Source organism: Sporotomaculum syntrophicum (assembly GCF_009932395.1).
Lineage (GTDB): Bacteria > Bacillota > Desulfotomaculia > Desulfotomaculales > Desulfallaceae > Sporotomaculum > Sporotomaculum syntrophicum.
In genome coordinates this window covers 420,741-439,343 of record NZ_LSRS01000001.1, presented here as the reverse complement: position 1 = coordinate 439,343, position 18,603 = coordinate 420,741, and the positions used below count along the sequence as shown (strand labels likewise).

The following is an 18,603-nucleotide window of genomic DNA, read 5'->3' as shown; positions in this document are numbered from 1 at the left end:
ATTAAATGTATGAATATGCTACCATCTTATGGTATCATGAGCAGAGAAAGCGGTGATTAGGATATGTTTTGTAAAAATTGCGGCCAAGAGATAGATGACAATAGCCGTTTCTGTAAGCATTGCGGTGCGCAGCTTGATGGCGGTGGAGCAAGGAACGGCGGTGCAGGTTCTCCTGCTCAGGCACCGGCGCCTAAGTCCAGGACCTGGATGACCCTGGTGGTCTTGGTGTTATTGATTGGCGCCGGGTTGACCGCCTGGAAGGTGGGCAGTGGACTGAAAGGTGGTAACCTTGTCCATCTGCCGGTTGAGGACTTGGTCAAAGAGGCTGCCGTGACTATCCACCAGGGCAATAATATTGTCAATGGGGGCCTGGTGGCTCAGCAGGAGGACCGAGTTTTTTATATGAATCCCAGCGCCGGCTTGCGGCTTTATAAAATTAACGCTGACGGCAGCGGGCGCACTCGAATCAACGACGATAAATCAACCTTTATCAATGTGGCGGGTGACTGGCTGTATTATGTGAACGCCAGCGATGGCAACAAACTGTATAAAATTCGCACCGACGGCAACCAGCGCAGCCAGCTCAACAATGATGATATAAGCTTCATCAATGTTGCCGGGGAGTGGATTTATTACAGCAACGCCAGTGATGGCAGCAGGCTCTATAAAATCTGCACCGACGGCAGCGGGCGCACCCGGCTCAATGAAGAGCAAACAACATTCATCAACGTGGCTGGGGACTGGGTTTATTACAGCAACGCCAGTGACAGCGGGAGGCTGTATAAAATCCGCCCTGACGGCAGCGAGCGCACCCGGATCAATAAAGATCACTCAACCTTTATCAACGTGTCCGGGGACTGGATTTATTATGCCAACGCCAGTGATGGCAATAGCATCTATAAAATCCGCCCTGACGGCAGTGAGCGTACCCGCCTGAATATTGATCGGACAGCCGGTCTCAATGTGTCCGGGGACTGGATTTATTATACCAACTCCAGTGACGGCAACAAGCTGTATAAAATTCGCACCGACGGCAGCCAGCGCGCCCTGCTCAATCGTGAGGCGTCGCTGTGTGTTAACGTCTTAGGAGGCTGGATTTATTATCTGAACGACCGGGATGGCGGCATGCTCAACCGGGTCCGCACTTATGGCGGCCGGGATAAGGATCTGGTACAGTAAGCTCAGCTGGGGGCATGCGCTATATTGGGTCCTCTGCTGCCGGCCTCAAATGTCACCATGAAGTTTAAGGCAGGACGCCCTGGCCGAACACTGAAGTGGTTAAAAGGTTTTATCGCTATCCAGCAGAATGGTAACGGGGCCATCATTAACCAGCTCCACATCCATATGGGCGGCAAAAATACCGGCTTGCACCCGGGCAATGCCCAAACTGCTGAGCTTATCCAGCAAGTAATGGTAAAGAGTCCTGGCGGTTTCTGGCCGGGCGGACCCTGAAAAGGAGGGTCGCTTGCCTTTGCGGCAGTCCCCGTATAAGGTAAACTGCGAAACCACCAGCAGCTCACCCTGGATATCTCGCAGGGACAAATTCATTTTTCCCGCGTCATCTTCAAAAATCCTCAACTCGATGATTTTGTTGGCTAAATAATCGGCTGCGTCGGTTGTGTCGGTGCTGCCGATACCTACCAGCACCAGTAAACCTCCGGCTATTTGCGCCACAACCTGTCCATCAACTACCACCTGTGCCTTTTTTACCTTTTGTATAACTGCGCGCATCTTAATCTCCTTTTCCCTGGTCGGCCAGGTTATCTATAATTTTAGCACCCCGATTGATTTGTATATAACATATTCGTGCATTTAATTGTCGAACAATACTATTATATTACAGAAAATTTTACTGAAAAAGGCATACCTGGATCTTCTGCCAATAAACCAAAGTAACGGTCTCAAACCAATGCGGGCCTGTGGCCGGCAGCTATAGCTCCATCTGCAGCCGGGTAAGGTGTGATAGCTGAATTACCCCGGGTATAAATTAACTGGCCTACATAATTATCACTATCCCAGTAAACAATAGCCAATAAATCTAACTTTTTCATTAAGGGATGGAAAAATGGCTGCCGTTGTTGCTTTTATTAAGCGTTGCTTTGGCCAGTGGAAAAGGAGGCCAAGTAAATGAACAAAAAAATTATCATCCTGTTGCTGGTGTTTAGCTTATCTGCCCTAATGGGAGGCTGCTGGAGCCGCAGCGAAATAGTCGAGGAAGCCATTGTGCTGGGTACTGGGGTTGATTGGACGGAAGATGGGCAGATTCGGCTAACCGTGCAGATTGCCAGTCCGGGTGCCTTTATTGCCGGTGGAGAAGCGGGAGTTGGTGGTACACAAGCCCCGGCCTGGGTGGTCTGGGCAGAGGGCAAAACCATTCAGGATGCTGAACGCTACCTGGCCATGAAGGTTCCCCGTGAGATCTATTGGGGCCACAGCGTAATTTTAGTGATCGGGGAAGAGATGGCCAGGCAAGGCACCAGCCTGGTGACCAATTTCTTTACCCGCTTTAGGCAGCCACGGGAAATCATGTGGTTCATGGTTGCCAGGGGAGAGGCCAAAAAAGTGCTGGAAGCCCAGCCCTGGCTTTCCCATACTTCTGCCCAGGCGGTGGGCTTTTTAACCAGGATGGAAACCGGTTTTTCCGTGCATCTTTGGGAATATGGCGCAATGCTGTCAAATAAAGGAGTGCAGCCGGTAGTTACCGCAGTGGCCGTAAAAGAGGTGGCGGAAGCCCGCGGCCCCGGGGCGGAAGGAAAAGCACCTGCCCAGCAAGGTGTAGAACTCTCCGGCGTAGGAGTATTTAAAGAGGATAGGCTGATCGGCTGGCTCGATCCAAATGAAACCAGGGGACTGCTCTGGCTTAAGGGAAAGGCCCAAAAGGGTGCAATTACTGTGCCCAGCCCGGGTGAACCGGAGCGCGAGGTATCCATTGAGATCAGGCGGAGTAGTACGAAAATCGAGCCGGAATATGACGGGGAGAATCTCTGTTTTAATGTCAAGATTTATGTAGAAGGTGACATGGTGGAACAGCAAAGCCGGGTGAATTTAGCTACACCCGAGCACAGTAACGCCCTGGAAAGTGCCATGAGCGAAGAAATTAAGAATAGATGTATCATTACACTGGAGAAAGCACAGTGGGAGTACGGCGTTGACATCTTTGGCTTTGGGGAAGCTTTCCACCGAAAATACAAAAAGGATTGGCTGAAACTGCAAAACAACTGGGACGAGGAATTTTCACGAGCGGGGGTTAATATTACCGTGGAAGCACACGTGCGGGAGATTGGACTATTAACCGCACCGGCAAGTGTGCAGGCAGAATAAAACACACTCCAACTTCATATTACAATTTAGAGGCTGATATATTATAATATTCAATAGTTAAATCAAAAGAATTTTTGAACCGGGGTGATTATGATATATACTGAGAAAATCAAGGAGCAGCATGATGAGATCATTGCTATTATCAGGGAGTTAAGGGAGGATGTTTATTCAGTAGAAGATATTTTTGAAAATACCCTGCTGATCGCCTTAAGACTGGGTCAGCTAAATCATGCCCTTCACTCGCACCTGAAGTTCGAGGATGAATTTCTTTACCCCTGCCTACAAGCCAGCGATAATGACTATACCAAGGAAACCGCCGGTACATTAATAGAAGAAATGGGCGGACTGGCCCAAAAACTCACTGCATATATTAAACAGTATATCGGTAATCCCAATACCATCAGAGAAGACATACCGAAGTTTGCCCTGGATACAACTGACTTATTGGATAAAATTTCAGCGCGCATTGAGACTGAGAATAAAGAACTGGTCGACTTGTTGAATGCCAATCCAGCTTGTAATATAAAACGACCATAAAGCGCATCACTCGGTGTCTACTCCCTTGATCGGGATGGATGCAGTCAGCTTGGTAGTGCCATGATGACAAGCCAGTTACCAGGTTCGCCTTCGGTGTTTTGCCTCATAGCCAGGCCGGCAATGGGGTGCTTTTTTATACTTGCTAAGGATTAAAGTACTGAAAAGCACTCGCAGAGAGAACCGAGTGGGCGTGCTTTTCTTGATAAATTACGAGGTGAGAAGCATGTGTACACTGCTTATGGCATATAAGTTTCATCCCGATTATGATTTTATATTCCTTGGCAATCGGGATGAATATAAAGACAGGCCTGCTCGTGCCGCTCATTTCTGGCCCTCTTACCCGAATCTGCTGGCCGGGATTGATTTAGTTAAAGGCGGGACCTGGACCGGCATTACCAGAGAAGGACGCTTGGCTTTTGTCACTAACTACCGGGATTTTTCTCTACCTAGAAGTTCTACCCTTTCCAGAGGCGCCTTAACCCGGGATTTTTTAATTAAGTCCATTCCACCACTTGCTTACCTGCAAAATGTCCATGTACAGCGCAGTGCTTATGATCCTTTTAACTTAATCGTGGGTACACCCCATGAGCTATATTACTATTCTAATATGGAAAACCAAATTCGCCTGCTGCAGCCGGGGGTGTATGGGTTAAGCAATGCTTTGCTGGACACTCCCTGGTTTAAAGTAACCAAAGCCAAGGAACGCTTAATCTGTCTCTTGGCTACTGATTTTTCCGTCCAACAGCTCTTTGATATATTAGCGGATAGAGAAGTGACTCCGGATGAACAGCTGCCCCGGACCGGGCTTACCCTGGAAAAAGAGAGAGCTTTGTCATCTATTTATGTTGACATCTCTAACTACGGCACCCAATTTCAAACCGTCATCTTGATTAGAACCGGTGGAGAAGTGCAGTTTTATGAGAAATCCTCAGTGGGTGAGGACAAATGGCAGCAATCCTCCTTTTTCTTTAATTTGCAGTAAATAACGGTATTTGGGCCGCCTTCCTAAACTGTATCAATCTACTCCGCGTCATAGTAACCCCTTGCCTTCAAGAAGTGGTCAAGTCCTGACCAGTGCGCTTAAGATAATTATATAGCTTGCCTGCTAACTTCTAAGAACGCCACAGCCGGGCACTGAAGAAGACCAGTATCGTATAGATTTCCAGACGGCCTATCAGCATGCAGATGGCACACAGCAGTCGCCCTGCTTCTGGAATGGCCGTATAATTTGCGGTCGAACCTACCATGCCAAAACCTGGCCCGACATTGCCCAGGGAGCTTGCCACAGCCGATAAGGCACTGAACAGGTCCACGCCCATGGCCGTAATCATTAGGGTGCAGAGAAACAGCAGTCCGAAGTACAAAAAAAAGAAAGATTGCACATTTTCCACCAGCTCCTCCGATATTACACTGCGGCCCAGGCGCACCGGGATGACCGCCTTGGGGTGGATGAGTTTGGCCACCTGGCGGAAGGCACTTTTGGCCAAAATTAAGTAACGCACGTTTTTGATGCCGCCCGCGGTGGAACCGGCACAACCGCCGATAAACATGAGCAGAAAAATTACCCCCTGGCTGAAGGTCGGCCACAGGGTATAGTCGGCGGTGGTTAAGCCGGTAGTGGTTAAAATTGATACCGTTTGGAAAGCGGATTGGCGCAGCGCTGTGCCCACAGAATAGCCTAGCATTGATACTAGGTTAATGCTGATAAATAGGCAGGCGGTTAAGGTCACGGCCAGGTACAGTTTGGTTTCGGGATCTCTCCACAAAGGGCTGAAATTGCCCCGTATCGCATGATAGTGCAAGGTGAAGTTCATGCCGCAGATGAACATGAAAAAGATCATGATATACTCGGCCGCCGGGTTATTTAAAGCGCCTGTACTGGCATTATAATTGGAAAAACCACCGGTGCCTACGCAGCTAAAGGTGTGGATAAAAGAGTCGAACCAATTTAGGCCGGCTATTTTTAAGGCGACAAGGCAGGCGACAGTGACGATAATATACAGTTTGTATAATTCCCGGGCGGTCTGAGCGACCCGGGGCAGTACCTTGCTTTTGTTCGGCCCCGGCACTTCAGCCCGAAATAGCTTCAGGCCGGCAATTTTTAAAGAAGGAATCAGCGCCAGAGTTAACACGATGATGCCCATACCGCCCAGCCAGTGGGTGGTGCTGCGCCAGAACAGTATGCTCTTGGGCAGGCTTTCAATATCTTTTAACACGGTTGCTCCGGTGGTGGTAAAGCCGGACATGGCTTCAAAAAGGGCGTCGATGAACCCCGGAATAGCCCCGCTGACCAGATAGGGCAGTGCTCCAAACAAGGCCATTAGCAGCCAGCTGGCCGAGGCAATCACAAAACCTTCCCGGTACCCGACATCGCTTACGGGAATCTGCCGGCGTGATAAGGGCAGGCCAACAAACGTCAGGAGCAGGATGGTTAGGACAAAGGCGAGATAAGCCTTTTCCTGAAGATAAAGGGCAATGCCCAGGGCAGGCAGCAGGGAGCCCGCTTCAAAGAGCAGCACCAGGCCGAGTGCGCGTAAGACTAGTGGCCTGTTCAAGCCGAAACTCCTCCCAGTCCACACATGGCTTCAATAATGTTTACGTTATGACAAAGAGCAAAGACCACTAAGCGGTCATGCTCCTTGATGATATCATTCCCTTTAGGGATAATTATCTTGTGGTCCCGCATAATGGTGCCAATGATCATGCCGGCCGGCAGTCCGGCTTTGTGCAAGGGTCGACCGACGATTTTGCTGTCAGGCTGAACGATTAATTCAAGGACCTCGGCCTTTTCATTGAGCAGAAGGGAAAGGGAGAGCAGGCGCCCGCCTTTAATAAACCGCAGTACCTCGCTGGCCGTGATCAGACGGGGGCTGATGGCGTAGTCTACACCCAGCTGTTCAACCAGGGGCGCATACCCGGGGCGGCTAACCTTGGCGATCACCCTTTTTGCACCCATTTGCTTAGCCAGTAAGGCCAGCAATAAATTCTCTTCGTCGAGACCGGTAACGGAGACAAAGGCATCCATATCCTTAACGCCTTCATGGCTCAGCAGCTCCAAATCCGAGCCATCTGCACACAAGATGAAGGCTTCGGGTAGCTGCTCGGCCAGCTCCCGGCAACGCTCGCTGTCCTGTTCAATGAGCTTTACCTTCATGCCCTGAGCGCAAAGCCTTTTAGCCAGATAAAAACCGATGCGCCCACCGCCCAGGAGCATCACGTTTTGTACCCGGACGCGTTTCTTTTTCACCCTGGCGCAAATCTTATTGATCGCGTCTGCATGTCCCAGCAGGTAGATGGTATCACCGGGTAAAACAACATCCTGGCCGGTGGGGATAAGCATGCTGCCGTTGCGGGATATCGCTACAACGAGCAGTGAAGGGGGAATATCCAGCTCCATCAGTTTTTTGTTCACTAATAACGACATGCTCTCGCTTACAGTTATATCTGCCAGCTGAACCTTGCCTCTGGCAAAGGGTTCCATATGCACCGGCAAAGCCATGGTGAGGAAACGGTTAATTTCTACCGCTGCCGCGAATTCCGGGTTAATGATCAGGCTAATACCCAACGCTTCTTTGCTGATGATTAAATTTTGGGCATAATCCGGGTCCCTGATGCGGGCGACGGTGCGTGGTATACCCAATTGTTTGGCCGTCATGCAGGCGATCATGTTGACTTCGTCGCTGTTGGTTACCGCAATTAGCAGGTCGGATTTGGCTACGTCGGGTGAGCTGAGGATTTTAGCGGTTGAACCATTACCCCTGATACAAAGGCAATCAAAATCCTCTTCAATTTTTTGCAGTCTCGCTTCGCTTTTTTCAATGATTACCAGGTCGTGCCCTTCTTGCAGTAAGCGCACGGCTATTTCCTTGCCTATTTTACCTGCCCCGATAAGAGTGGTTTTCATGATTGCACCTCATTAGTAGGTCCATAGTGTTGGTATGGCAGCGCGTGTGGCTACATCTATTCATTAGTGTAAACATTTAATGGTTCATATTTAATTTCTCTAACCAGGTAAATACATATACATCTCTCCTGCCGCTTCACCCTTGCTCAATATTTAATTTTTGGATGCCGTATATTCGTCATCGCCGGTTTCCAATTTCCTGCTATTATACTACTAGACCGAAGCTTACCAAAGCTTTATTATCCAAGGAATATCGCTAATATTTATTGAAAATAGCGCGTAGATTGTCTCCAGCACTCTATTGGGATAAATATGGCACTTGAGCTTGAGTAGTTTTGATATACGATGTACGGCTAAGAAAAGACTGATAGACCTATTTACATGTTGAATTAGATATTTAGGTTTCCAAATTATAATGGTGCAAAAAGAATTTTCTTTTCAAATGGTTTTGCTTAAAATACCATGATTAGATTGCTGGTTATCATGGAAAGGTGGTAAAATAATGTCGAACTGCTTCATTAAATGAGGTGTATATTGAAGTGCAACAAAAGGCAAAAAGAAAAAGCAAAAAGCGGTCTGACTACAGTGTCAATAGAAAACTAATCTTTTCCATACTCTTATTAAGCTTGCTAATTATTCTAATTTGGGGCTGCGGCACTCCTGAACCAAACGCTGATATCCCGCAGGGGACATCAGCAGAGCCCGGTTTAAAACCTGCACCTCCAGTAGAGCTAGAACTTGAGCCACAGACTGAGCCGGCTCCGGCAGAAGAACCAACCCCGGTACTGGAGCCTGCTGCAACACCAGCTCCGATCCCGGTGGAAAATCCCGTTCCGGCTCCGGTGGCCAACAATAATACAGACCTGGAAGGAACAGCTTCTAAACTAGTTTGGAGTGGTATCAGCAGCTCCGGGGGCAAACCAATTGCCTTAACCTTTGATGCAGGCTGGGAGTATGCCCAAACCATGCAGCTGCTGGATGTACTGGCGCAACATCAGGTTCAGGCCACTTTCTTTTTAAGAGGGGGTTGGGCCAAGGACCATCCTGATCTTGTCCGAGCAATTTTCGAACGGGGACACTTAATCGGTAACCATTCACTGGCTCATGGCCACATGGCGAGTATGACCAAAGAGCAGATGGCCGCAGATATTGCCGAAACGACCGGGATCATCAAGAACATGGTAGGCTATACGCCTTATTTGTTCCGGCCTCCCTTCGGTGAATACAATAACACGCTGCTCAATGTGCTGGGGCAGCAGGGCTACGCATATACCGTGATGTGGACCGTAGACTCCCATGACTGGGCCGAAGCGATGAATGGCGTCCAGGTTACCGAGCAGTACCTCATCGACAGGGTGCTGAACAATGCCTCGGCTAAGGGTATTGTCTTAATGCATGTGGGAGGCTACCAGACAGTCAGTGCCTTGCCGGAGATTATCACCGGGCTAAGGGCTGCCGGCTATACGCTGGTGAAGCTGGATGAACTGTTGCCCATTTGAGATTGGGTTTAAGAAGAATAGCATGACAGGCCATACTGCTTGTCCATGACCTCGGCGGAAGCCGGCATTGTCCGGAAAGCATCATAACAGGGCGGTTTTCACCTGTAGACTACAGGCTAATTAATTGACGAGGAGGTTTTATTATGATACGTCAGTGCAAAGCTTGTAAGAGGACTCACCAAAGCCCCAAGGGATGTATGTTAAGACCCATGAAAATTAAAGGGATAGAATATCTACCGCTCCCTTACGGCAAGGAGGCGGCATGGGAGCTGTATAAAATAACACCTGAACCCAACTGCCGGGATTGCGGAACACCACTGGGGAAATATCACCATTTAAATTGTTGTGTGGAGCAATGCCCGTTATGTGGTGAACAATGGATTACCTGTAAATGTAAAGTCGATAAATGAAATAAAATGAGATACCTTATATCCCGCAAAACAAGAAAATCTGCCACCTGTTGTGCAATATGTTCCCAGGCCATAGGAACAATCAATTCATATTAGGAACGTCAAAAAGTCCATCTCCATGGGGCTTCAATGTCGAGTTGTTGATGAAGCTACTTAGCTGTTAAGCCCTGCCTTTTTCCCGGGCTATCCTAGAGAACTTTTCTTGGGCATTAGCAGGCGGAACGTGCAGTACCTCGCGGCGGGTCATGGTTAACGCGCCGCTGGGGCAGGCCGAGGCACATACTCCGCATCCTAAGCAGGTTGCTTGATTTACTACCGGCAACTCCGCACCGCTGCTATGCACTTGCATGGTCATGGCCTTGATTTGGCAGTGCTCGGCGCAAATCCCGCACCCGCTGCAAGTTTCTTGGTTAAATTCCGGCATGAAGTTGCTGGGCTGGGTGGCGTATTGGCCGGTCTTATTGATGCCGGTTAAAATTACGCAGCAGCACCCGCAGCAGTGGCAAATGTAAGCAGGTTTGTTCAGCACGTTATCGCAGTTATGCACCAGACCAAGCTTTTCAGTTTCAGACAGTACCTGTAGTAGTTCATCCACCGTGGCCGGTTTGCCCAAACCCCTGCGGATAATCCATTCCGCAGCGCTGCCCAGTGAGGTGCAGACCTCCAGGGGAGCTCCGCAGGACTTGCCCAGGTGAGCTGCTTCATGGCGACAGGGGCAGACAGAAATAGCTCCTCCGCCGGATTGTCGGATAATTTCACTGGCCCTTTCGTACGTAAGCACCTCGGTTTCTACGGCTACCGGGATCACCTGTTCGTAAACCAGGGTGCGCATCATTTTAGTATCTTTACCCGCGAATTCTTCCCTGACCTCCGGGTGGTTGAAGTAAGCTTGAAAGAGCTCACCTAAATCTTTTAGTTTTACGCTATCCTGTACCCGCATGAAGGTATACTCAAAGAAACCCACTACCATCGGGACCAGCATGTAATAATAAGAATCCTTGCGAGGAATGTCCAGCACCAAGCCTTTTTCCGCCATGCCGTCGAGGATGATTTTTAGTTGCCCTTCCTCAATGTCGGTAAGCCTGGCGATTTTACCCAATGCTATCGGTACCATGGGAAATTTGCTGCCCACCATGGCCTCGGATTCAGTGTAAAGGCGGTGCAGGATAGCCATCAGGGTCTCGTTTATAGGCGTCCCCACCGGGTTTCTGTTTAGTCGTTCGGCCAATAGCCGGTAAACCTCGTCTTTGTTATGCACCAAATGCCCCATTGATGAGCCTCCATTGTATTTATTTCATGTCATCCCGCAGCTGAGGCTGCAGAGAATATTTCTATTTCCAGTCAATAATTTAGTACTTTATTAACAGTTAAAATACAACAAATCTATTATAACAGCTAGCTATAGGTTTCGTAAAAGATTAAGTAAATCATGGCAGGAGAATTTTTTTGTTAAAAATAGCTAAGAAACAACGGTTTTTTGCCGGGGCCTGCAGAGCAGGGGCAGCCAAAAAGGTTGCCTTTTTTTATTACATTTATTAATGAAAATTATATATAGCGTTTACAAATCTTACAAACAGTTAATTTGATATTAACAATTATTTGCTAAAGTAGACATGAAGTTAGTAAAGGTTGGAGTTAGGGCAGTTAATCATGATTATGTGTAGTATGGAGGCTCCAATGGAAACAAGGCTGTCTAATTACTATGAAAAAGGCATTAAGTATTTTTTCGGTTTAATTGCGGGAACTTCGATATTGCTTCTTTTCCTGATTTTTTCCCTGTTATTCCGGGAAGGCCTTGGTGTCTTTAGTAACGTAGGCGTGACGAACTTTATTCTGGGCACTAGATGGCTGCCGGTTTCTGAAACGCCTTTTTTCGGGGCGCTGCCGATGATCATAGGCTCGATAATCGTAACCCTGGGCGCCGGTATGCTGGCGATTCCAGCCGGTATTAGTATAGCAGTCTATCTGGCCGAGGTGGCGCCGCGCAGTGTTCGTGAAGTGGCCAAAGCTGTCATTGAACTGCTGGCCGGTATTCCCTCGGTGGTTTACGGTTTTTTGGGCTTGACGGTGCTGGCGCCGGTAATTAAGGATTTGCTTAACCTGCCCAGCGCACTTACCGCCTTTACCGCCGCGCTGGTCCTGGCCATCATGTCGCTGCCTACGGTGGTTAGCATTTCCGAAGATGCCCTGGATGCAGTACCCCGGGAGTATCGGGAGGCTTCACTGGCTCTGGGGGCAACCAAGTGGGAAACGACCGTTAAAATTGTGCTGCCCAGTGCCCGTTCCGGTTTAATGGCTGCCTCGATGTTGGGACTGGGCCGGGCCATTGGCGAAACGATGGCGGTGTTAATGGTGGCCGGGAATGCCATGATTATTCCCCATTTCATTTTTGACCCGGTGCGTACCATCACAGCTAGCATTGCTGCGGAAATGGGGGAAACGGTCCAGGGCGGGCTGCATTACCAGGCGTTGTTTGGGCTAGGTGTGGTATTATTTACCATTACCTTTGTCATTAACTTGATCACAGACCTTATTTTTACCAGAACTTCTTCAGTTAAGAGAGGCACGTCATTATGATGAATAAAAGGTTAAAGGAGAAAGCTGGTTTCGGAGCGCTGGCGGTGCTAACTTTTCTGGCGGTTGTCCCTGTGCTGGCCATAATCGGCTATCTGGTCTGGCAAGGCTGGCCGGCGCTGACCTGGGAGTTTTTAACGCAGCCACCGCGCAAGTTTTTGACCGAGGGCGGGATTTATCCTGCTATTATCGGTACCTTGGCGCTGACGGTAGGGACCATAATGGTGGCTATGCCGCTGGGCATTGGCACGGCTATTTACCTAGTCGAATATGCCGGGGAGAATGTTTTTACCAAGTTGATTAGGATAGCGATTATCAACCTGGCCGGTGTGCCGTCGGTGGTATATGGCCTGTTTGGCATGGGCATGTTCGTGCTGACGCTGGGCCTGGGGCGCTCCCTGGCTGTCGGCGCGCTGACGCTGGGTATTTTAACCCTGCCAATCATTATTTCCACTGCCGAAGAAGCGTTGCTGGCGGTGCCGGACAGCTATCGCTACGCCAGCCTGGCCCTGGGTGCCACCAAATGGCAAACCGTGCGCCGCGTGGTGCTGCCGGTAGCGTTACCGGCTATACTAACCGGGACTATCCTTGGTATTGGCCGGGCAGCGGGTGAAACAGCGCCGATTATGTTCACCGCGGCGGTGGTTTATACCCCCCGGCTGCCTGATTCCATCTATGACCAGGTGATGGCGCTGCCGTACCACCTCTATGCGATATCCACGGAAGTGCCCAACGTATCTCAGCATATGGCCTTTGGGGCGGCGCTGGTGCTGCTGGCCATCGTGGGGGCGATGAATCTGGTGGCGGTGGTTATACGCACGAGGATGAGGCTAAAACGTTTGCGGTAATGAAAATGTGTTAAAGGGTGATCAAATGGGAGATAAAAATAAAATGGAAACCAGGAACCTCAACCTGTATTACAAAGGCTTTCAAGCATTAATTAATGTCAGTTTCCCTGTTAAGGAAAACACGGTCACGGCCTTGATTGGCCCCTCGGGATGTGGCAAATCGACTTTTTTACGCACCTTAAATCGGATGAATGATGTCATTGAAGGGACCAGAATTAAGGGCGAAGTGCTGCTTGATGATGAGAATATTTATGACGCCGAGGTAGACCCGGTGGTATTGCGCAAGCAGGTCGGGATGGTTTTTCAGCGGCCTAACCCCTTCCCCATGTCTATTTACGATAATATAGCCTATGGCCCGCGCATTCATGGCCGTAAAAACAAGGACGAATTAAACGAGATTGTGGAAAAGAGCTTGCAGGCAGCGGCGCTCTGGGATGAGGTCAAAGACCGGCTGCATAAATCGGCGCTGGGGTTATCCGGAGGGCAGCAGCAGCGGCTAGTAATTGCCAGGGTGCTGGCGGTTGACCCGCAGGTCATCCTCATGGATGAACCGGCCTCTGCCCTAGACCCTATTTCAACCGCCAAGCTGGAAGACCTGATTCATCAGTTAAAAAGCAGTTATACTATTGTTATTGTTACCCATAATATGCAGCAAGCGGCAAGGGTTTCTGATTTTACCGGTTTTTTCCTGAACGGCGAAATGATCGAGTATAGTGTGACGAATACGATGTTTACAGCGCCGCGGATCAAGCAAACTGAGGACTATATTACCGGCAGATTTGGTTAAAAGGAGATGCAGTATGGTTAGAGAATCTTTTCAGGAACAGCTAAGCCAATTGAGGAATGACATGCTGCAAATGGGCAATCTGGTGGAAAACGCCATAGATATGACAGCAGCAGCTCTGGAGTACCAGGATCTGGAGATGGCTGAGAAGGTGGTTGTGGAGGATGACAACATAGACCAACTGCAGCTGGCTATCGAGAACAGGTGCTTTTCACTTCTGGCCTTGCAGCAGCCGATGGCCCGTGACCTCAGATTTATTGGTACGGCGCTTAAAATTAACACTGATCTGGAAAGAATGGGCGACTATGCCCGCAATATAAGCAAAATTATGCTGAAAATCGGCAGCGAGCCATTGATCAAGCCGATGGTGGATTTGCCGCGCATGGCGAAGCTGACGCGGCAAATGGTCAGCGAGAATCTGACCGCCTTTGTGCAGCAGGATCGTGCTTTAGCCCTGAAGGCCGCCGGGCATGATCATGAAATTAATAAACTATACAAGAATACTTTTACTGAATTAGCTGCATTAATCACCAGAGATACCAATACCAGTACGGTTACGCAATCCGTCTACTTAATGTTCATTGCCAGGTATTTGGAGCGCATTGGCGACCATGCTACTAATTTAAGTGAATGGATTATCTATATGATTACCGGGGAGAGACTTGAACTCGGTGATATGAGTACGATAGTTATCAACCAACCCGAAGCGTAGCATTTTAAGCCAACCGCATTGGTTCAAGATCAGGTTGAAAAAATTAAAAAGGGGAGAGATATGGATGTTGAAAAAATGGTCACGGATGTCATTAACGTTGGTTAGTTTACTGCTGGCTGCCGGTTTGGTGGTAGGCTGCGGAAACGGAGACAACAAAGAACAGAGACAGCAAAACGGCTCGGAATTTAGCGGTTCAATAGAGGTTAACGGTTCCACCACCGTAACACCCATTGCCCAGGGTTGGGCGGAGACCTTTAATGCGGAAAATCCGGAAGTTGATGTGGTCATCTCAGGTACCGGCTCCGGCAACGGGATTGCTGCGCTGATCAATGGTACCACTGATATTGCCATGGCCTCCCGCGAAATTAAAGACGATGAAAAGTCACAGATCCAAGGTGAAGTTAAGGAATACGTTGTGGGTCTGGATGCCCTGGCAGTTACCGTACACAAGGATAACCCCGTACAGTCCCTTAGCCTTGCCCAATTAAAGGACATCTTTACCGGCAAGATCACCAACTGGAAGGACGTGGGCGGAAGCGACGCGAAAATTCTGGTTTATACCAGGGACAGCAGCTCCGGCACCTACGAATACTTCAAAGAGAGCGTCCTGGAAGACGAAGAATTTGCGGGTAACGCTCGTAGTGCCGCCTCTAATGCTGCGATGGCCAACTCCATAAAAGGTGAAGAAACAGCCATTGGTTATGTGGGACTGGCTTTTGTAGATAGTTCGGTTAAAGCCTTGCCGGTTAGCGCTGAGGGTAAAAGCCCCGTGGAACCGACCGTGGAGAATGCTAAGAGCGGCGAGTACCCCATCGTACGCGAACTGAACATGTATACTGTCGGTGAAGCTGAAGGGATTGCCAAAGATTACTTAGACTTCGGATTAAGCACTGACGGTCAGGACATTGTTGAAGAAGTTGGCTACATTCGTATCGACTAAAAAATAAGAGCGGCTTAATAGGGCATGGCAAGCTACTTTATATAGCGAGCGATGCCCTCTTTTTTGCGCAAAAAGCGGCCACACTGTGCGCTGGCTAGAGCTGAGTACTGCTGCCTTGCCATCTTTTAATTGTTAGCCTTTGGTAAGGTGAAATAAAAGTTGGAGCCTTGGCCCAGCGTGCTTTCCACGCCAACGGTGCCTCCGTGGAAATCAATGAGATGTTTAACGATACTGAGTCCTAAACCTGTCCCACCCATGTCCCGGCTTCTGGCCTTATCCACCCTGTAGAACCTTTCAAATACCCTGTTCCGGTCTTCCGGTGGGATACCGATGCCGGTATCACGTACCCAGACAGTATAGTTTTTTTCTGTTTCGTCAACCTCAATCGTAATCCTGCCCTGCGCCGGTGTGTACTTAATAGCATTTTCAATCAGGTTAAATAAAACCTGCTCCAGCATATCGCTATCCGCTTTAACAGGCATTGTTTTTTCCTGCAAGTCCAGGGATAACTCAATGTCCGAATTCTCGGCATGTCCCTGCAATTTAGAGGCGGTGCTGCGAACAATGGCTAAAAGGTCTACTATTTTGAGCCTGGTATTAACTCTTTTGTGTTCAATTCTGGAGAGATCAAGCAAATCCTGAATTAACCTGCTTAAACGGCCGGTCTCCTGATCGATAATGCCGATAAATTCCCGGCAGGTCTCGCGCTCGTCCATGGCTCCATCCAGGAGCGTCTCAGTAAATCCTTTGATGGCGGTAACCGGTGTTTTTAACTCGTGAGAGACGTTATCCACGAATTCGGTGCGCATTCTTTCTAGTTTTCTGATTTGGGTAATGTCGTGGAGCACGGCTACAACACCGTTTAAATGCCCTTTTTCGTCCAGGAAGGGGGATATGGTTACCTCAAGGGCCATTTCCTGGGGGATGAGTATTTTAAGCTGCTTTTGCACAAGCTTACCCGTTTGCAGGGCTTCATTTATGCCCGAGGACAGTTTCGGGTCCCTGATGGAAGTAGCATGGGGTATATCGGCATCCCTGGGGGCCAAAAAAGCAAGAAACTTTTCGGCGGCCGGGTTAACCAGGCTGATCTGACCTTTCTTGTTGACAAAAATGACGCCGCTGGTCATGCTGGCCAATACTGCTTCTAATTTATTTTTACTTTCGGTAACCTGCTGTACTTTTTCTTGAATGGTACCGGCCATAACATCAAGGGTGTTAGCCAGTTCACCTATTTCATCACTGCTTTTGATACTTACCCGGTGGTCATAATCTCCGCCGGAAATGCGCTTGGCGAAATCTATTAAGGAGCCCAGCGGTTCAGTTACCTTTCTGCCGATGAGCAGGGTTACCGGCAGCGTGATCAGGATCACCAGCAAAATAGCCAGCAGCACCATCGACCACAGGCTAAATAGTGCCTGCCTGGTTGCGGCCAGGGATACAGCGACACGTACGAAGCCCGTCATTTTACCGCCGGCCTGAACCGGGACGGCTACGTACATCATGTCGCTTTTTAAAGTGCTGCTATAACGCACCGCCATGCCCGAACCCTCGGTCAGGACCTGCTGCAGTTCCGGCCTGGTTAGGTGGTTCTCCATCTTAGCGGCGTCTTCTTCAGAATCTCCCAGCACGGTGCCATTAAGATCTATAATGGTCACCCGGGTCTTGATGTCACTGCCCATTTGGTCGGCGATATTTTCCAGGGCAGGTTCGTTCCAGCTATCGGGCAGCCGATCAATCAGGTCGGATATTAACCTGGCTTCGTTGGTCAGCCTGGTTTCTAAATCATGGTAGTAGTATTTTTCCAGCGATTGATGCAGGTAAACACCCAGGATCAGCACGGACAGGATGACCAAACCGATACAGGTGGCGGTAAATTTCCATCTTAAACGTTTAAACTTGAACACTGTTTGTACCTAGTCCCCTTTGAATTTGTAACCCACTCCTCTTACCGTTTTTATATAGACCGGTTTTTTGGGGTTGGCCTCAATTTTTTCCCGGAGGTGGCTCACGTGGACGTCAACAATCCTGGTATCGCCGTCAAAAGCGTAATCCCAGATGTTGTTCAAGAGGGTGTCCCGGGTCATTACTTTGCCGGCATGCCTGGCCAAAACGTACAGCAGTTCAAATTCTTTCAAGGTAACCTCTACCGGTTTCCCATTCACGGTCACCTCATGTTTGCCGGCATCAATAACCAGTCCATCAATGCTGATTTTTTCACCGGGCTCACGTTGCTCCTGGCGTGATGTGTCTTCACGTACTGAGGTGCGGCGGAGCACCGCCTTGACTCGGGCTATCAGTTCCCTTGGGCTGAAGGGTTTGATCATGTAGTCATCTGCGCCAAGCTCTAAACCCAATACCCGGTCGATTTCCTGGTCTTTGGCAGTAAGCATAATTATTGCCACCGGATGGCCCTCCTGGCGGATCCTGCGGCAGACCTCCAGACCGTCCATTACCGGCAGCATTAAATCAAGGATTACCAAATCCGGTTTTTGGTCGTTGAGTAGGCGCAGGGCTTCCTCGCCGTTACCGGCCTGAAAAGTTATAAAACCTTCCTTTTCCAGATTGAAGGTGAGCAGCCTGACAATTGATTTTTCGTCGTCAACAACCAGTACCTTATATGCCATAATTAGGCCTCCGCTGTAGGTTCCCATGTTAATTGGTGTCAGACTCAAGTTTGACAGCACTATCCAAAGGAATTCAGTAATATCAACGGTTTCCGGGCACACCAAATAGACGTACCACTACAATATTCCTTTATATGGTAGATTTGTATCCTAGTATCCTTTTTGGCGGTCTGCTACCAACAGCCTTAAAAATATCAAAGATATTGCCCTTTAACTCTGTGCGCAAAATAAACTCTTCCTGACCGATGGTAAATTTAACAGCATGTAGTTTCCTTAGGTCAAGCATTAAATCTTTAAATCTATGCTTGCTGTCTTTAAGTAGTTTGGCCAGCATAACCTGTAAAACAAAAGCTAAGAAGCAGATAAAAATATGTCCGCGTACACGTTCTTCTTTCCAGTGATAAATCGGCCTTAAATCCAAGCTGCTTTTCATCGTCCGAAAGATTCTTT

General features: G+C 48.9%; 17 protein-coding genes and 1 pseudogene. 11 read left to right on the top strand and 7 right to left on the bottom strand.

All coding sequences use genetic code 11. The annotated features are described in order from the left end of the window. The first annotated feature begins 63 nt into the window (after positions 1-63). Positions 64-1,179 carry a DUF5050 domain-containing protein gene (locus tag SPSYN_RS02180; RefSeq protein ID WP_161820942.1) on the top strand — a complete coding sequence of 372 codons (1,116 nt, stop codon included), beginning with the start codon at positions 64-66 and terminating at the stop codon, positions 1,177-1,179. A 99-nt stretch (positions 1,180-1,278) separates the two neighbouring features. On the opposite strand, the gene dtd is transcribed toward SPSYN_RS02180, so the two are convergent. Then, the gene (gene dtd / locus SPSYN_RS02175) at positions 1,279-1,731 is read right to left on the bottom strand and encodes a D-aminoacyl-tRNA deacylase (RefSeq protein ID WP_161820853.1); all 453 of its coding nucleotides are present in this window, start codon (positions 1,729-1,731) and stop codon (positions 1,279-1,281) included. Positions 1,732-2,127: 396 nt separating this feature from the next. Here dtd and SPSYN_RS02170 point away from each other — a divergent pair, with 396 nt between their 5' ends. The 3 genes from SPSYN_RS02170 to SPSYN_RS02160 all read left to right on the top strand — a co-directional run bounded on the left by SPSYN_RS02170 (position 2,128) and on the right by SPSYN_RS02160 (position 4,840). Beyond that, complete coding sequence (locus tag SPSYN_RS02170; RefSeq protein ID WP_161820852.1) at positions 2,128-3,321, top strand: Ger(x)C family spore germination protein; 1,194 nt, start codon at positions 2,128-2,130, stop codon at positions 3,319-3,321. A 90-nt stretch (positions 3,322-3,411) separates the two neighbouring features. Continuing rightward, entirely contained in the window at positions 3,412-3,858 is a 447-nt protein-coding gene (locus tag SPSYN_RS02165; RefSeq protein WP_161820851.1) for a hemerythrin domain-containing protein, read from the top strand. A gap of 223 nt (positions 3,859-4,081) precedes the next feature. After that, on the top strand, positions 4,082-4,840 hold the full coding sequence (locus SPSYN_RS02160; protein WP_161820850.1) for an NRDE family protein: 759 nt from the start codon (positions 4,082-4,084) through the stop codon (positions 4,838-4,840). Between the two features lie 130 nt (positions 4,841-4,970). On the opposite strand, the gene SPSYN_RS02155 is transcribed toward SPSYN_RS02160, so the two are convergent. Both SPSYN_RS02155 and trkA read right to left on the bottom strand, forming a co-directional pair. Next, the gene (locus tag SPSYN_RS02155; RefSeq protein WP_161820849.1) at positions 4,971-6,413 is read right to left on the bottom strand and encodes a TrkH family potassium uptake protein; all 1,443 of its coding nucleotides are present in this window, start codon (positions 6,411-6,413) and stop codon (positions 4,971-4,973) included. Then, positions 6,410-7,762, bottom strand: coding sequence for a Trk system potassium transporter TrkA (gene trkA, locus SPSYN_RS02150; RefSeq protein ID WP_161820848.1), 1,353 nt, complete (start codon positions 7,760-7,762; stop codon positions 6,410-6,412). The genes SPSYN_RS02155 and trkA overlap by 4 nt, the downstream gene beginning before the upstream one ends. Before the next feature lie 539 nt (positions 7,763-8,301). Here trkA and SPSYN_RS02145 point away from each other — a divergent pair. Next, positions 8,302-9,261 (top strand): polysaccharide deacetylase family protein, encoded by a 960-nt coding sequence (locus SPSYN_RS02145; protein ID WP_161820847.1) that lies wholly within the window; start codon positions 8,302-8,304, stop codon positions 9,259-9,261. 143 nt (positions 9,262-9,404) lie between these two features. Further along, on the top strand, positions 9,405-9,671 hold the full coding sequence (locus tag SPSYN_RS15835) for a hypothetical protein (RefSeq protein ID WP_207708544.1): 267 nt from the start codon (positions 9,405-9,407) through the stop codon (positions 9,669-9,671). 160 nt (positions 9,672-9,831) lie between these two features. Here SPSYN_RS15835 and SPSYN_RS02140 read toward each other — a convergent pair whose 3' ends face one another. Next, positions 9,832-10,941: a 4Fe-4S binding protein gene (locus tag SPSYN_RS02140; protein WP_161820846.1), complete on the bottom strand. Its 1,110-nt coding sequence runs from the start codon at positions 10,939-10,941 to the stop codon at positions 9,832-9,834. Positions 10,942-11,348: 407 nt separating this feature from the next. Between SPSYN_RS02140 and pstC the strand changes: the two genes are divergently transcribed. From pstC to SPSYN_RS02115, 5 genes are all read left to right on the top strand, one after another. Then, the gene (gene pstC / locus SPSYN_RS02135) at positions 11,349-12,248 is read left to right on the top strand and encodes a phosphate ABC transporter permease subunit PstC (RefSeq protein WP_161820845.1); all 900 of its coding nucleotides are present in this window, start codon (positions 11,349-11,351) and stop codon (positions 12,246-12,248) included. Then, complete coding sequence (pstA, locus tag SPSYN_RS02130; RefSeq protein ID WP_243152872.1) at positions 12,245-13,093, top strand: phosphate ABC transporter permease PstA; 849 nt, start codon at positions 12,245-12,247, stop codon at positions 13,091-13,093. Before pstC ends, pstA begins: the two co-directional genes overlap by 4 nt. Before the next feature lie 25 nt (positions 13,094-13,118). Next, positions 13,119-13,880, top strand: coding sequence for a phosphate ABC transporter ATP-binding protein PstB (pstB, locus tag SPSYN_RS02125; RefSeq protein WP_161820844.1), 762 nt, complete (start codon positions 13,119-13,121; stop codon positions 13,878-13,880). A 13-nt stretch (positions 13,881-13,893) separates the two neighbouring features. After that, positions 13,894-14,589 (top strand): phosphate signaling complex protein PhoU, encoded by a 696-nt coding sequence (gene phoU, locus SPSYN_RS02120; protein ID WP_161820843.1) that lies wholly within the window; start codon positions 13,894-13,896, stop codon positions 14,587-14,589. Positions 14,590-14,653: 64 nt separating this feature from the next. Beyond that, the gene (locus tag SPSYN_RS02115) at positions 14,654-15,529 is read left to right on the top strand and encodes a phosphate ABC transporter substrate-binding protein (protein ID WP_161820842.1); all 876 of its coding nucleotides are present in this window, start codon (positions 14,654-14,656) and stop codon (positions 15,527-15,529) included. A gap of 125 nt (positions 15,530-15,654) precedes the next feature. Here the strand turns inward: SPSYN_RS02115 and pnpS are convergent, their stop codons facing one another. From pnpS to SPSYN_RS02100, 3 genes and pseudogenes are all read right to left on the bottom strand, one after another. Continuing rightward, positions 15,655-17,433, bottom strand: a complete 1,779-nt coding sequence (gene pnpS / locus SPSYN_RS02110) for a two-component system histidine kinase PnpS (protein ID WP_161820841.1) — start codon at positions 17,431-17,433, stop codon at positions 15,655-15,657. 9 nt (positions 17,434-17,442) lie between these two features. Continuing rightward, positions 17,443-18,153 (bottom strand): response regulator transcription factor, encoded by a 711-nt coding sequence (locus tag SPSYN_RS02105; RefSeq protein WP_161820840.1) that lies wholly within the window; start codon positions 18,151-18,153, stop codon positions 17,443-17,445. A 130-nt stretch (positions 18,154-18,283) separates the two neighbouring features. Next, a pseudogene (locus tag SPSYN_RS02100) lies at positions 18,284-18,603 on the bottom strand (IS1634 family transposase); the annotation flags it as partial.

What these genes read in the sequence shown, in the direction of transcription:
- SPSYN_RS02140 (WP_161820846.1), bottom strand. Translation starts at nt 10,941, where the DNA reads ATGGGGCATTTGGTGCATAACAAAGACGAGGTTTACCGGCTATTGGCC.
- SPSYN_RS02160 (WP_161820850.1), top strand. Translation starts at nt 4,082, where the DNA reads ATGTGTACACTGCTTATGGCATATAAGTTTCATCCCGATTATGATTTT.
- pstA (WP_243152872.1), top strand. Translation starts at nt 12,245, where the DNA reads ATGATGAATAAAAGGTTAAAGGAGAAAGCTGGTTTCGGAGCGCTGGCG.
- SPSYN_RS02115 (WP_161820842.1), top strand. Translation starts at nt 14,654, where the DNA reads ATGTTGAAAAAATGGTCACGGATGTCATTAACGTTGGTTAGTTTACTG.
- phoU (WP_161820843.1), top strand. Translation starts at nt 13,894, where the DNA reads ATGGTTAGAGAATCTTTTCAGGAACAGCTAAGCCAATTGAGGAATGAC.
- SPSYN_RS02170 (WP_161820852.1), top strand. Translation starts at nt 2,128, where the DNA reads ATGAACAAAAAAATTATCATCCTGTTGCTGGTGTTTAGCTTATCTGCC.
- trkA (WP_161820848.1), bottom strand. Translation starts at nt 7,762, where the DNA reads ATGAAAACCACTCTTATCGGGGCAGGTAAAATAGGCAAGGAAATAGCC.
- SPSYN_RS02105 (WP_161820840.1), bottom strand. Translation starts at nt 18,153, where the DNA reads ATGGCATATAAGGTACTGGTTGTTGACGACGAAAAATCAATTGTCAGG.
- SPSYN_RS02165 (WP_161820851.1), top strand. Translation starts at nt 3,412, where the DNA reads ATGATATATACTGAGAAAATCAAGGAGCAGCATGATGAGATCATTGCT.
- pstB (WP_161820844.1), top strand. Translation starts at nt 13,119, where the DNA reads ATGGGAGATAAAAATAAAATGGAAACCAGGAACCTCAACCTGTATTAC.
- SPSYN_RS02180 (WP_161820942.1), top strand. Translation starts at nt 64, where the DNA reads ATGTTTTGTAAAAATTGCGGCCAAGAGATAGATGACAATAGCCGTTTC.
- SPSYN_RS15835 (WP_207708544.1), top strand. Translation starts at nt 9,405, where the DNA reads ATGATACGTCAGTGCAAAGCTTGTAAGAGGACTCACCAAAGCCCCAAG.
- pstC (WP_161820845.1), top strand. Translation starts at nt 11,349, where the DNA reads ATGGAAACAAGGCTGTCTAATTACTATGAAAAAGGCATTAAGTATTTT.
- dtd (WP_161820853.1), bottom strand. Translation starts at nt 1,731, where the DNA reads ATGCGCGCAGTTATACAAAAGGTAAAAAAGGCACAGGTGGTAGTTGAT.